The 13,435-nt window shown below is 69.1% G+C and carries 14 protein-coding genes; 7 read left to right on the top strand and 7 right to left on the bottom strand.

Annotated features, from left to right (window positions below):
* Window positions 1–46: 46 nt before the first annotated feature.
* Complete coding sequence (locus OVA13_RS12355) at window positions 47–1,108, bottom strand: CorA family divalent cation transporter (protein ID WP_267790774.1); 1,062 nt, start codon at window positions 1,106–1,108, stop codon at window positions 47–49.
* Between the two features lie 89 nt (window positions 1,109–1,197).
* Window positions 1,198–1,665, bottom strand: coding sequence for a peptide-methionine (R)-S-oxide reductase MsrB (gene msrB, locus OVA13_RS12350; RefSeq protein WP_267790773.1), 468 nt, complete (start codon window positions 1,663–1,665; stop codon window positions 1,198–1,200).
* A 99-nt stretch (window positions 1,666–1,764) separates the two neighbouring features.
* Here msrB and OVA13_RS12345 point away from each other — a divergent pair, with 99 nt between their 5' ends.
* Window positions 1,765–2,568 carry a hypothetical protein gene (locus OVA13_RS12345; RefSeq protein WP_267790772.1) on the top strand — a complete coding sequence of 268 codons (804 nt, stop codon included), beginning with the start codon at window positions 1,765–1,767 and terminating at the stop codon, window positions 2,566–2,568.
* Window positions 2,569–2,613: 45 nt separating this feature from the next.
* Here OVA13_RS12345 and OVA13_RS12340 read toward each other — a convergent pair whose 3' ends face one another.
* Entirely contained in the window at window positions 2,614–3,186 is a 573-nt protein-coding gene (locus tag OVA13_RS12340; protein WP_267790771.1) for a DUF3016 domain-containing protein, read from the bottom strand.
* A gap of 111 nt (window positions 3,187–3,297) precedes the next feature.
* On the bottom strand, window positions 3,298–4,203 hold the full coding sequence (locus OVA13_RS12335; RefSeq protein ID WP_267790770.1) for an AraC family transcriptional regulator: 906 nt from the start codon (window positions 4,201–4,203) through the stop codon (window positions 3,298–3,300).
* Window positions 4,204–4,416: 213 nt separating this feature from the next.
* On the opposite strand from OVA13_RS12335, the gene OVA13_RS12330 reads away from it, so the two are divergent.
* The 4 genes from OVA13_RS12330 (at window position 4,417) to OVA13_RS12315 (ending at window position 8,481) form a co-directional block, all read left to right on the top strand.
* Window positions 4,417–5,151, top strand: coding sequence for an SDR family oxidoreductase (locus OVA13_RS12330; RefSeq protein ID WP_267790769.1), 735 nt, complete (start codon window positions 4,417–4,419; stop codon window positions 5,149–5,151).
* A 113-nt stretch (window positions 5,152–5,264) separates the two neighbouring features.
* A complete protein-coding gene (locus OVA13_RS12325) occupies window positions 5,265–6,299 on the top strand; it encodes an aldo/keto reductase (protein WP_267793524.1) in 1,035 nt (344 codons plus the stop codon).
* 228 nt (window positions 6,300–6,527) lie between these two features.
* On the top strand, window positions 6,528–7,814 hold the full coding sequence (locus OVA13_RS12320; RefSeq protein ID WP_267790768.1) for a Xaa-Pro dipeptidase: 1,287 nt from the start codon (window positions 6,528–6,530) through the stop codon (window positions 7,812–7,814).
* Window positions 7,815–7,824: 10 nt separating this feature from the next.
* Window positions 7,825–8,481, top strand: a complete 657-nt coding sequence (locus OVA13_RS12315; protein ID WP_267790767.1) for a DsbA family oxidoreductase — start codon at window positions 7,825–7,827, stop codon at window positions 8,479–8,481.
* Between the two features lie 30 nt (window positions 8,482–8,511).
* Here the strand turns inward: OVA13_RS12315 and OVA13_RS12310 are convergent, their stop codons facing one another.
* The 3 genes from OVA13_RS12310 to OVA13_RS12300 form a co-directional block, all read right to left on the bottom strand.
* A complete protein-coding gene (locus OVA13_RS12310; RefSeq protein WP_267790766.1) occupies window positions 8,512–9,006 on the bottom strand; it encodes a DUF1579 domain-containing protein in 495 nt (164 codons plus the stop codon).
* Between the two features lie 87 nt (window positions 9,007–9,093).
* Window positions 9,094–9,306 carry a hypothetical protein gene (locus OVA13_RS12305; RefSeq protein ID WP_267790765.1) on the bottom strand — a complete coding sequence of 71 codons (213 nt, stop codon included), beginning with the start codon at window positions 9,304–9,306 and terminating at the stop codon, window positions 9,094–9,096.
* Between the two features lie 137 nt (window positions 9,307–9,443).
* Window positions 9,444–10,061, bottom strand: coding sequence for an arylesterase (locus OVA13_RS12300; protein WP_324288287.1), 618 nt, complete (start codon window positions 10,059–10,061; stop codon window positions 9,444–9,446).
* 97 nt (window positions 10,062–10,158) lie between these two features.
* Between OVA13_RS12300 and OVA13_RS12295 the strand changes: the two genes are divergently transcribed.
* Window positions 10,159–10,908 carry an ABC transporter ATP-binding protein gene (locus OVA13_RS12295; protein ID WP_267790764.1) on the top strand — a complete coding sequence of 250 codons (750 nt, stop codon included), beginning with the start codon at window positions 10,159–10,161 and terminating at the stop codon, window positions 10,906–10,908.
* Complete coding sequence (locus tag OVA13_RS12290; RefSeq protein WP_267790763.1) at window positions 10,905–13,406, top strand: ABC transporter permease; 2,502 nt, start codon at window positions 10,905–10,907, stop codon at window positions 13,404–13,406. The genes OVA13_RS12295 and OVA13_RS12290 overlap by 4 nt, the downstream gene beginning before the upstream one ends.
* Window positions 13,407–13,435 lie beyond the last annotated feature (29 nt).

Here is a 13,435-nt window from a genome sequence, read left to right as displayed (position 1 = left end):
CTCATTGCGCAAGGATAACCCGTCGCCGTCCCACGCCCGTTCCGGCTCAGGTGGAACGCGCCACGCCCATGCGCCTCAGGACCAGATAGACCGCGACGCTGGAGCCTGCGCCCAGCACCAGCGCCAGCGCGAGTCCATGTGTGCTGTGCGCGAACGGCAGGCCGGGCAGGTTCATGCCGAACACGCCGGCCACCAGGCTGGGCGGCAGCAGCAGGGCGGTGATCATCGACAGCACGTACAGGTGCCGGTTGGTGCGTTCGGCGAGCTTGGCGGCCACCTCGTCCTGCAGCAGCCGCGCGCGTTCCTGCAGGGTGGTGACGTCGCCATCCAGATCGTCGAAGCGCTGCGTCAGTCGCGACACGGCGGCCAGCAGAAGTTCGTGCTCACCCTCCGGCGCATGGCGCTGCTCGAACTGCTTCAGCACGCGCCGCATCGCGGTGAGCGGCCGGTGCAGGCGCACCGTCTGGTGCCGCAGCAGGGCCAGGTCGCGACGCTCCTCGCCGATGGTGTCGGCAAGCACGCGGTCCTCGATGTGGTCCAGCCGCGACGCCAGTCCGTCGGTGGCGCGCTCCACCGCATCGGCGAACTGTTCCGTGATGGCCTCCAGCAGGCGCTCCGGCGAGGTCATGCGTGCACCGGCGTTCACCCGGCGCCGGCTGATCTCCACCGAGCGCAGCGCGTGCCGGCGCGCGGTGACCAGCAGCCCGGCGGTCAGCACGAAATGCAGCCAGCCGGTGTCGTCATCGCCGCGCAGGCCGGCGTCCGCGCCCAGTTCGACGCCACGCTGGTGCTGCCAGTCGACGAAGACGCCGTAGGCGGTGTCCTCGTCGCGTTGCAGGCTGACATGGGTGTCGTGGGAAAGCAGCGCCTCGCGTGCATCCTCGGGCAGGGGCAATGCGGCGATCACCTGTGCGCTGCGGGCATCGCTCAGGTTGAGGTGCAGCCACATCCAGCCGTGCGCGGGACACGAGGCCAACAGCGACTCCACCGCCATCGCCCCGGCATCGACGGCATCGGCGTGGCCGTCGGCATGGAACCGGTAGGCCCACAGCACGCCGGGCATGCCGGAAAAAGGAGACGCGTCGCGGGTGTCGACCAGCATGGGCATGTTGCGACCGTGGGGCAGGAGGAAGACCGTTCGATGACGGTCAGGCTACCTGTCCCACATGCCGCGCAGATGACAGCCGCGGGGCGGCGTCAGTCGGCGGGCTGCGCCTCGACGCCACCACGCTGCAGGCTGTCCGGCAGCGCCTCGCCCACGGGCGTGAAGCTCAGCGAGACCGAGTTGAGGCAGTGGCGTTCGCCGGTAGGCGGCGGGCCATCGGGGAAGACATGGCCCAGGTGGCTGCCGCAACGGGCGCAGACTTCCTCCACCCGGATCATGCCGTGGCTGGTGTCGCGGATGTAGCGGATGTGGGCGGCGTCGTAGGGCTTGAAGAAGCTGGGCCAGCCGGTACCGGAATCGAACTTGGCGCTGGACCGGAACAACGGCAGGCCGCACAGGCGGCAGGTGTAGACGCCGTCGGTCTTGTTGTCCAGGAACACGCCGCAGAACGGCGCCTCGGTCCCGTGGTGCAGCAGCACGCGGCGTTCCTCGTCGCTGAGGCCGGCGATCAGGTCGTCGCGCTGCGCGTCGGTGGGTGGGGTGAGGTCGAAGGCGCTCATGGTCGTGTCCGGTCGCGGGGATGGTCCGGATATGGTGCCGCAACCCGGGTGAGGCAAGGCGCGGTTACGATGGGCCACCGTTCCCCTGGCAGCACATGGATGCGACCGATCGTCTTTCTTTTACTCGCCGCGGCGTTGCCCGCGCACGCGCAGGAGCGCAGCCCCGCCCCGTCTCCCGACTGCCTGGACGCGCGCCGGATGCAGGAGATCCACCAGGCCGACGCGCGGACGCTCGCCGTGCAGGACAGCGACGGCCGCCGTTTCCGCCTGGCGCTGGCCACCGACTGCCCGCTGCAGGCGGACACCCCTGCGGTGCTGCTGGCGCGCGAAGGCTGGGTGTGCGGTACCGGGAACGAGTTCGTCCGCACCGGGCCTGCCACCTGCGCGGTCACCGCGCTGGCCGGCGTCGATGCGCGCACCTACGCCGCGTTGGCGCGGACGGCCTCGCAGGCCGATGACGGCGTGACCACGCTGGAGACGGTCAGCGTGCGCGCGCCGCGGCGTCGCGGATTCGCCGGTTCGCCGAGTTTCTGTTTCAACCCGCGTTACCTGCGTGCCTGGTCGGAGGACAGCGAGGGCATGCTGGTGGAGCTGTCGCCGCGCCGCTCCGGCGGCCACCGTTATTACCGGGTGGAACTGGCGCAGAATTGTCCCGACCTCGACGCGGCGCCGGCGATCGTCTTCCGCTCGGGGGTGGGCATCGGCGTGATCTGCGGCAATCCCGGCGACCGCATCATCGCGCAGGACAGCGGCGGCGGGACCCTGTTCGATACCGGCGATCCGGGCCTGATGCTGCCGGAAGACCCGCGCCGGTTCTCGCGGCCCGGCACTCGCTTCCAGTGCACGGTATCGGCGGTCTACCCGCACGAACCGCAGGCCGCAAACGCGCAGGCCCCGCGCTGAGGCAGCGCGGGGCCTGTGTCATGCGGCGCGTGCGGGGACGGCGCGTCAGGGCGTGGACGTCACCGCCGGCGTGTCCTTGAACTCGCGGCGCGCCCAGTCGTCGATCATGCGCTTCTCGTAGCGCAGGTTGTCGTTGTTGCTGATCGAGCTGCCGTTGAGGAAGCCGTGGTCGACCAGCTTGCGCTCGCCTTCGGCCAGCACCTGGCCGTCGGGACCCTTGAGCGTGAAGTTGAAGGTCATGCGCGGCGGGTAGATGTCCTTCACGATGCGGATGTCGTCCAGTCCGGGACGTACGGTGGGTTCGTAGCGGCCGGCACGTTCGATGTCGGTGATGGTCACCTGCAGGGTCTGGCCACGCGCGAGGCGCTTGGCGGACTCGTCACGCAGGTGTTCGGCCAGGGTGACGACCCAGTTGCCGCGCTTGGACTCCCAGCGGTTGCCGCTGTACTTGAGTTCGCTGAAATCGGCGGGGTCCGTCCAGCTGACGCTGACCGCGCCGCCGTTGTCGGGCAGGCTGCGGGGCAGGGCGGGGTCGGTCACGTCCTTCTGGCGGGCCATGCCGGGCAATGCAGCCGTCAGGCCCAGGAGGGCGGTCAACAGCAGGGTGGAAGCTTTCATGGCGGGACTCCTGCGGGCAAGCGCGGATCGTGCTCAATGTGATTCTGCGCCTGCCCACCGGGCGCCGCAACGCAGCCCCCGGTCGCGCCACCCGGACCCGTCAGAGTGCATTCATCCCCGCAGGCGTTCCACGTCGCGCAGGGGTGGGGCGCCGAACATGCGGCTGTACTCGCGGCTGAACTGCGACGGGCTTTCGTACCCCACGCGGTGGCCGGCACTGGCGGCGTCCATCACTTCGCTGAGCATCAGCCGCCGCGCTTCCTGCAGGCGCAGCTGCTTCTGGTACTGCAGCGGACTCATCGCGGTGACCGCCTTGAAGTGATGGTGCAGGGCGGACGCGCTCATGTGCACTTCGCGGGCGATGTGGTCGATGCGCAGCGGCTTGGCATAGTGCTGGCGCAGCCAGTGGATCGCTTTCGCCACGCGCTGGCCCTGGCTGTCGGCGATGCCGATGTGGCGCAGCATCGCGCCCTGCGGGCTGCACAGCACGCGGTAGAGGATCTCGCGTTCGATCAGCGGTGCCAGCAGCGGGATGTCGTGCGGCGCGTCGAGCAGCTTCACCAGGCGGATCGCGGCGTCCAGCATTTCCACGCTGCTCGGTTGCAGGAACAGCCCGCGCGAAGGCGGCGGCAGCGGTGCGTTCGCCGTTTCGGCTTCGGTGACCAGTTCGGCGATGGTGGCGGGCGACAGCTTCAGCACCAGGCACAGGTACGGCGCTTCCGGCGAGGCGGCGGTCACCTGGCCGGTCACCGGCAGGTCGACCGAGGCCACCACGAAGCGGCTCGCATCGTATTCGTAGACTTCGTCCGCCAGCATCGCCCGCTTGGCCCCCTGCACGATCAGGCACAGCGCGGCCTCCTGCACGCCGCGCATCGGCAGCGCCATGGGCGCGCTCAGGCGCGAGAACTGCAGGGCAGGAATCGCGGTGGTGTGCAGGCCGTCCTTGCCGGTGGATCGTTCAATCAGGTTGGCCAGTTCGTGGATGCGGGCGTCGTGGAGGGCAGCGGCGTCAGGCATGGGAAGACTCTGCAGGAAGGGGCAGCGAGGGGGTCGGGAATGCTGGAGGCCAGTCTACGCAGCCAGCGGCACGCGGGAATGGCGTGGGGCCGGCCTGCGCAGGATCAGGCAAGGATCGCGGAGGAACCGGATATCGACGCCCCGGCTGGCGCGCCCAGACTTCGCTCCGCTCCGGCGCAGCCCGCGCCGTTCCCCCAACGAGGTACTACTCCCATGTCCGGAATCGAAGGAAAAGTCATCGCCATCACCGGTGCCAGCAGCGGCATCGGCGAGGCCGCCGCGCGTGAACTCGCCCGCCGCGGCGCACGCGTTGTCCTGGGCGCGCGCCGTGCCGACCGGCTTGAACAGCTGGCCGTCGGCATCGAAGCCGCGGGCGGCGTGGCCCGCTACCGCACGCTCGACGTCACCCGCCTGGACGACGTGCAGGCGTTCGTCGATTTCGCCCGCGCGCAGTTCGGCCGCCTCGACGTCATCGTCAACAATGCCGGCGTCATGCCGCTGTCGCCGCTGGCCGCGCTGAAGATCGACGAATGGAACCAGATGATCGACGTCAACATCCGCGGCGTGCTGCACGGCATCGCCGCGGTGCTGCCGGTGATGCAGGCGCAGGGTGGCGGACAGGTCATCAACATCGCCTCGACGGCAGGCCACCGCGTGTGGCCCAGCGCCTCGGTCTACTGCGCCACCAAGCACGCGGTGCTGGCCATCTCCGAAGGCCTGCGGCAGGAACACGACAACCTGCGCGTCACCGTGGTGTCGCCGGGCGTGACCACCAGCGAACTGGCCGAAACCACCAGCGATGCCGGCATCAAGGCGTGGCTGGAGGACTTCCGCCAAGTCGCCATTCCCGCCGAGGCCATCGCGCGCGCCATCGCCTACGCGGTGGAACAACCCGACGACGTGGACGTCAGCGAGATCATCGTGCGCCCCGCCGCCAGCCCCAACTGAGCGTTCCCGCGCGCGACAAAGTTTTCCATCGCGGGGCTTGCCGCCGAGGTGCAGGGGGAGTGCAATGGCGCACTCCCCCCGCTTCTGGAACATTCCCCATGGAACATCCGCCCATGGAGCACCGCTACCTCGGTGCGTCCGGCTTCCGCGTCCCCGTCCTCAGTTTCGGCACCGGCACCTTCGGTGGCGAGGGTGCGCTGTTCAGCGCCTGGGGCAGCACCGATGTCGCCCAGGCACGCCGCATGGTCGACCTGTGCATGGATGCCGGCCTGAACATGTTCGACAGCGCCGACGTCTATTCGAAGGGCGCGGCCGAATCCATCCTGGGCGAGGCCATCAAGGGCCGCCCGCGCGACTCGCTGATCATTTCCACCAAGGCCACCTTCCGGTTCGGCGATGGCGAGAACCAGGTGGGCTCGTCGCGCCATCACCTGATCAACGCCGTCGATGGCGCCCTTAAGCGGCTGGGCACGGACTACATCGACCTGTTCCAGCTGCATGGCTTCGATGCGCGCACGCCCGCCGAGGAAGTGCTTTCCACGCTCGACACGCTGGTGAAGGCGGGCAAGCTCCGCTACCTGGGCGTATCCAATTTCTCCGGCTGGCACCTGATGAAGTCGCTGGCCGTCTCCGATCGCCACGGCTGGTCGCGCTACGTGGCGCACCAGGCTTACTACTCGCTGGTCGGCCGCGACTACGAGTGGGAGCTGATGCCGCTGGCGGCCGACCAGGGCGTAGGCGCCGTAGTCTGGAGTCCGCTGGGCTGGGGTCGCCTGACCGGCAAGATCCGCCGCGGCCAGCCCCTGCCGGAAACCAGCCGCCTGCAGTCGCAGACCGCCAACGACGCCGGTCCGCAGGTGGAACTGGACTATCTCTACGACGTGGTCGATGCGCTGGACGAAGTCGCGCAGGAGACCGGGAAGACCATCCCGCAGGTCGCGCTGAACTGGCTGCTGCAGCGCCCCACCGTCAGCACGGTGGTGATCGGCGCGCGCAACGAGGAGCAGCTGCAGCAGAACCTCGGTGCGGTGGGCTGGAACCTGACGCCCGCGCAGGTGGCGAAGCTGGATGCCGCCAGCCAGCGCCCGAAGCCGTACCCGTACTGGCACCAGGCAGGCTTCAAGTACCGCAATCCGACGCCGGTCTGAGTCGCCCGCGCACCCGCGCGGCAACGGTGCTCTGTCTGGCGGGTGCTGAAGCGGTGCGAGCGACGTGAGTCGCGACGGGAAGTAGAGGCCGTCGTCAGGTGCATCGGTCTCGCGTCGTGGTCGTCCGTCCATGACCGGGACCATCGACCACGGGAAAACGTCGCGACTCACGTCGCTCCCACCCGTAGCCTTGGTACATTCGCCTGATCTTCTTTCTCTGGAGCGCCCATGCGCCGTCCGTCCCTGTTGGCCGTTGCCGTCCTGCTGTCCGCTGCCGCACCCGCGTTCGCCGCCACGACCTACGTCAAGGCCGGCCGCCTGCTGGACGTGGAATCCGGCCGCCTGCTGGCCGACCAGGCCATCGTCATCGAGGACGCGCGCATCACCGCTGTCGGTCCCGCCGCGAGCACGCCGGTGCCCGCCGGTGCGACGGTCCATGACCTGTCGACGAAGACCGTGCTGCCCGGCCTGATGGATGCGCATGTGCACCTGCATGGCGATGCCGACCTGCAGGGCTATCGCCGGCTGGCCATCTCGCTGCCCGCGGCCGCCATCAAGGGCGCCAAGAATGCACGCGTGACGCTGCTGGCCGGGTTCACCACCGTGCGCGTGCCCGGCTCGCCCGGGTATGCCGACGTGGCGCTGCGCGATGCGATCGCGGCGGGCGAAGTCGAAGGTCCGCGCATCCTCGCCGGCGGCGTGTCGGTCGGCATCACCGGCGGCCACTGCAGCGACAACAACCTGCTGCCGGCGGAGTACAAGGCCGTGGGCGAAGGCGTGGCCGACGGCCCGTGGGCCGCGCGGCAGAAGGTGCGGCAGAACGTCAAGTTCGGCGCCGACTTCATCAAGACCTGTTCCACCGGCGGCGTGCTGTCCAAGGGCACCGAAGTCGGCGCGCCGCAGTATTCGCTGGAAGAACTGAAGGCGCTGGTCGACGAGGCGCACAGCCTGGGCCGCAAGGTCGCTTCGCATGCGCATGGCGCCACCGGCATCCGCAATGCGCTGCTGGCCGGCGTGGACTCCATCGAGCACGCCAGCTTCATCGACGACGAAGGCATCGCGCTGGCGAAGAAGGGCGGCACCGTGCTGGTGATGGACATCTACAACACCGAGTACATCCTCGGCGAAGGCGAGAAGGCCGGCTTCCTGCCCGAGTCGCTGGAGAAGGAACGTCGTGTGGGCGCCACCCAGCGCGAGAATTTCCGCAAGGCGCACCAGGCCGGCGCCATCATGGGGTTCGGCACCGACGGCGGCGTGTACCCGCACGGCCAGAACGCGCGCCAGCTCTCGCGCATGGTGCAGTTCGGCATGACGCCGCTGCAGGCCATCCGCTCGGCGACGGTGGTCAACGCGCGCCTGTTCGGCATCGAGAAGGAGGTCGGCGTACTGAAGCCGGGCTACTACGCGGACCTGATCGCCGTCGATGGCGACCCGCTGCAGGATGTGGCACTGCTCGAGAACGTCGGCTTCGTGATGAAGCAGGGGCGTGTGTACAAGAACACGGCGAACGAGTGAGGCGCAGCGCATGTCGAACCCGGTGAAGATCGATTTCGTCTCCGACGTCGCCTGCCCGTGGTGCGCGATCGGCCTGGCGGCGCTGGAGCGCGCCATGGCCCGCATCGGCAACGGACTGCAGGTCGAGCTGCGCTTCCAGCCGTTCGAGCTCAATCCGGACATGGGACCGGAAGGTGAGTCCATCGCCGAGCACCTGGGGCGCAAGTACGGGCTGACGCCCGAACAGCTCGCGCAAAACGGCGAGTCGCTGCGCCAGCGTGGCGAGGCGCTCGGCTTCAGGTTCGACCTGCAGAAGCGCGACCGCATCTACAACACCTTCGATGCGCACCGACTGCTGCATTGGGCGGGCGAACAGGGGGCGGCGCCGCAGCGTGCACTCAAGCACGCGCTGCTGCGGGCGTACCACGGGGAAGGAGGCAACGTGTCCGATCCCGATACGCTGGTGGACATCGCCGCGTCCGTCGGGCTGGAGGGTGCCGAAGCGCGACGGGTGATCGATGCGGGTACCTTCGCCGCGCAGGTACGCGAACGCGAACAGTTCTACCAGCAGCACGGCATCCGCGCCGTGCCCTCGGTGATCTTCAACGACCGCCACCTGGTGCAGGGCGGGCAACCGGTGGAGGTGTTCGAGCAGGTGCTGCGCCAGCTGTCGGGCGTCGCGGCCTGATCACTCCCGCATTGCAACGGCCGGCTCCGGTCACCTGACGCGGGTGTAGTGGGTCTCCACCGCGCGCATCTCTTCGCCCTGCGGGGTGATGTTGAACATGGTGATGACCAGCGTGTCCGGGTCGGGTTGTTCCAGCGTGGTGCGCCAGCCCCAGCGGGGCCCGCCCTGGCCGTCGCCATAGCTGCCCAGCACATTGGGGTTCGGGTCGCCGCCGCCCGTGGAGAACATGATGCTGGTGCCGGTGCCGAAACTTTCCACCCAGGCCGACTCCCAGTTGCCGTCGTCCAGGTGATAGCCGTACAGCACGATGCCCTCGATGGGTTCGTCGTTGAAGCGGCTTTCGTACTCGTGCATCAGGAACCGGCCGCCCAGTACGCTGCGGATGCGCCCGCGTTGCGGGGCTTCACAGGCCAGTTCATCCCGGGTGAACCACAGGCGGAAGCGCCCCTCCCACTCGCCGGCCATCTCGGCCAGTTGACGATGCCGGCCCTGCGCCAATGATTCCTCGAACGCCTGCTTGCCCATGGTGCGGCCTCCGTTGATGGAGCGGGGATCATGCCACGGGGCAATGGGGCCGGCTGCTGCAGCGCGCCCGGCCATGCGGCGACCGGCTCAGCCGTGTCGCGCCAGCAGCACCGACTCGTTGCTGGTCATCTCGATGACCACGGCAGTGGGGATGCCATGGTGCTGGTGCAGGGTGGCCGCGAGCAGCTTGGCGTTCTCGCGCGCATCACCGAGGGTCTCGAACCAGTTGCGGCCGTACTCGCCCTCATAGAGTTGCCAGCCGCTGGCGGCAGCGACGATGGTGAAAAGTAGACGGGGCATGGTGATCTCCAGCACGGGCGACGCCGGGCAGGGATCCGGCCTGCATAGCGTGCGCGAATGTGCCGGTTATCACATTCGGGAGAAACCGCGCCTGCGTGTAGGAAAACTCCTACGCTGCTCCGCCACCCGACATGCGGTCACTTCAACAGCGGATCCAGTGCTTTCCACACATGGTCGCGCAGCTTCGGTTGCGCGCTGGCGACCGGGTGCAGGTTGTCGGCCTGGTACGCGGCGCGATCCAGCGCGATCGGTTCCAGCAGGAAGGGCAGCAGCGCGGTGTTGTACTGCTTGGCCAGCGCGGTGTAGTTCTGCTCGAAGCCGCGCGTGTAGTCCGGCCCGTAGTTGGGCGGCATGCGCATGCCGACCAGCAGCACCTTGGCCTTGCCGGCCTGCGCGGCCTTGATCATCTTCTCCAGGTTGGCGCGGGTCTGTGCCAGCGGCAGCCCACGCAGGCCATCATTGGCGCCCAGTTCGATCACCACCACGGCGGGACGATGGCGCTGCATTTCCGCGGCGATGCGGGAAGCGCCGCCGGCGGTGGTTTCGCCACTGACGCTGGCATTGACCACGCGCCAGCCGGGTCGGGTCTTGCCGATGCGGTCCGCGGTCAGCGCCACCCAGCCCTGCGCGGGCGAAAGCCCGTAGGCGGCCGACAGCGAATCGCCCATCACCAGGACCGTGCGTGCGGCGGCTGCGGGCTTGGCCTGCGCGCTCTGGGCTGCGGCAGGCCGTGCGGATAATGCGACCAGCAGCATCACGGCGAGACCCAAAGCCCATTGCGCGCCCACCCGCACGGCCCCATACCTGAAAGAATTAAAGAACATTTAATCCGCGCTCCTGATGATCGACGACATGACCGACGAGACGATGATGGCCGATTCCAGCAGACTGCACACTGAAGCCGGTTCACCCCGCACGCAACCTGTCCTGCAGGTATCCGGCCTGGGCAAGCATGTGCCGCTCCCGGGGGGCGACCTGACCATCCTGGAGGACGTCGGCTTCCGCATCGATCACGGCGACACCGTCGCCATCGTGGGCGCCTCGGGCTCCGGCAAGAGCACGCTGCTGTCGCTGCTGGCCGGCCTGGATGTGCCCAGCGTGGGCACGGTGCTGCTGGACGGCGAGTCGTTGTCCACGATGGACGAGGATGGCCGTGCGCGCGTGCGTGGCGAGAAGGTCGGCTTCGTCTTCCAGAGTTTCCAGCTGCTGCCCTCGCTTACGGCGCTGGAGAACGTCATGCTGCCACTGGAACTGCGGGGCGACACCGACGTGGAAGGGCCGGCCCGGCAGATCCTCGAGAAGGTCGGCCTGGGCCAGCGGCTGGGGCACTATCCGCGACAGCTGTCGGGCGGTGAGCAGCAGCGCGTCGCGCTGGCGCGCGCGTTCGTGACGCGGCCCGCGCTGCTGTTCGCCGACGAGCCCACCGGCAACCTCGACACGCACACCGGGCAGGCCATCATCGACCTGCTGTTCGCGCTGAACGCGGACACCGGCACCACCCTGGTCCTGGTCACCCACGATGAACACCTGGCGGAGCGCTGCCAGCGCCGCCTGCGCATGGAGGCCGGCCGCCTGCTCGCCAGCGAGGATGCGCGGGCATGAGGACGCTGCTGCTGGCCTGGCGCCAGCTGCGCCGCGACCTGGTGGCGGGCGATATCCGCATCCTGTTCGCCGCACTGGTGCTGGCCGTCGTCGCGGTGACGTCGGTCGGCTTCGTCACCGATCGTGCCGAACGCGCGCTGGCCATCGAAGCCAACCGCCTGCTGGGTGGCGACGTGGTGGTCCGCGGTGATACCGCGCCGTCGGCCGCGTTGCGTCGGTTGGCCCAGGCGCCGGGATTGAAGGCCACCGAGACGCAGGAACTGCAGAGCATGATCCGCGCCGGCGAGGCGCTGTCGCTGGGTGACCTGCGGGCACTGGGCGAAGGCTTCCCGCTGCGTGGCGCATTCCGTATCGTCGATGCGTCGGATCGCACGGAGCGCGATGCCGCGGGCATTCCCGCGCCGGGCACGCTGTGGATCAGCCAGGCGGGGGCCGAGACGCTCGGCGCCAGACTCGGCGACGAGATCGGCATCGGCACGCGCCAGTTGAAGCTCGCCGCACTGGTCGTGCAGGAGCCCGACGCGGCGCTGGATTACTTCAACGTCGCACCGAAAGTCTTCCTCAATCTCGCCGACCTTCCCTCCACCGGCCTGGTGCAGGAAGGCAGCCGCCTGCGCTACCGGCTGGTCGTCGCCGGTGATGCCGCCGCCGTGGAGCAGTTCACCGACCAGGTGGAGCCGCAACTCGCGCGCGGCCAGCGCATGGAGACCATCCGCGATGCACGCCCGGAAGTGCGCTCCGCGCTGGACCGCGCCAGCCGCTTCCTGGGCCTGGCCGCGCTGGTTTCGGTCGTATTGGCCGCCGTCGCGGTGGCGATGGCCGCGCGCCGGCACAGCGAACGCCATCTTTCCGGCACGGCGGTGATGCGCTGCCTGGGCGCCCAGCAGCGCACGCTGGTCGGCATCCATGTCGGCGAACTGATCCTGCTCGGCCTGGCCGCGTGCACGGTGGGCGTGCTGATCGCCTTCGGCCTGCAGTGGGGCATCGGCAGCTGGCTGCAGCAGGCGTTGAAGATCGACATTCCACCGGCAGGCCTGCTGCCCGCACTGCAGGGTTATGGCGTGGGCATGGTGGTGCTGCTGGCGTTCGGTGCGCCGCCGGTGCTCGCGCTGCGCCGCGTGCCTGCGCTGCGCGTGCTGCGCCGCGACCTGGACCCGACCGAACCCAGCGCCTGGCTGGTCGGCCTGGCGGGTATCGGCGGCCTGGGTGCGCTGCTGTGGTGGAAGGCAGGCTCGGCCACGCTGGGCACGGCGATGCTGGTCGGCATCGCGGGCACGCTGGCCGTCCTAGCGCTGCTGGCCTGGCTGCTGATCGTGCTGGTGCGCCGGTTGCGCTCGCGCCTGCGCGGCAGCCTGCGTTACGGCCTGGCCAACGTCAGCCGGCGCGCCAGCACCAGCATCGCGCAGATTTCCGCGCTGGGCCTGGGCCTGATGGCACTGCTGCTGCTGACGTTCGTGCGCACCGACCTGCTGGACCGCTGGCAGCTGGCGCTGGCCAAGGATGCGCCGAACCGCTTCATCATCAACGTGCAGCAGGACCAGCTGGATCCGGTGCGCGCCTTCATGGCGCAGCGCGAACTGGGCGAGGCCACGCTGTACCCGATGATCCGCGGCCGCCTGCTGGAACTCAACGGCAAGCCGACCCGCGGCGAGGACTACGCCGAACAGGACGAGCGTACGCAGCGCCGCGCCGACCGCGAATTCAACCTGTCCATGGCCGACGCGCTGCGCGACGACAACGTGGTGACCGCCGGCGAATTCTGGACCGGAAGGACGCCTTCATCGCCGGAGCTGTCGGTGGAAGAGGAATTCGCCGAGTCGCTGGGCTGGAAGATCGGCGACCGCGTCGCCTTCGATATCGCGGGCCAGCGTTTCGAAGGCCGCATCACCAGCCTGCGCAGCGTCGACTGGGAAAGCTTCCGGCCGAACTTCTTCGTCGTGGCATCGCCCGGCGCACTGGATGGCTATGCCGCCAGCTACATCACCGCGGTCAGCGTGCCCGCCGGGTCCACCACGTTCACCCGTGATCTGGTCGGGCAGTTCCCCAACCTGTCGGTGGTCGACGTGGAGGCGGTCCTGAAGCAGGTCCGCAGCACCGCCGAACAGGTGTCGCTGGTGGTGCAGGTGGTGTTCTGGTTCTCGCTGGCGGCGGGCCTGCTGGTGCTGATGGCGGCGGTAAGCGCCAGCCAGGACGAACGCCTGCTCGAAGGTGGCGTGATGCGCGTGCTGGGCGGCAGCCGTCGCCAGCTGCGTCTGGCCCAGGCGTCGGAGTTCGCGGCCATCGGTCTGCTCGCGGGCCTGGTCGCGGCGATCGCAGCTTCCGTGCTGTCGGGCGTCGTCGCCACGCAGGTGTTCGACCTGCCGTGGAAGGCGAACTGGCAGCTGGCCGCCATCGGTGGCGGGCTGGGCATGCTGGCGGCACTGGGCGCCGGGCTGTTCGCCACGCGCAAGGTGCTGGATGCGCCGCCGTCGGTGACGTTGAGGGAACTTCAGGGGTAGCCTCCCCGAGGTTGTGGGAGTGGTGCCAG

Origin of the sequence: Pseudoxanthomonas sp. SL93 (assembly GCF_026625825.1) — a bacterium.
Lineage (GTDB): Bacteria > Pseudomonadota > Gammaproteobacteria > Xanthomonadales > Xanthomonadaceae > Pseudoxanthomonas_A.
This window is presented reverse-complemented; position numbering and strand designations above follow the sequence as displayed.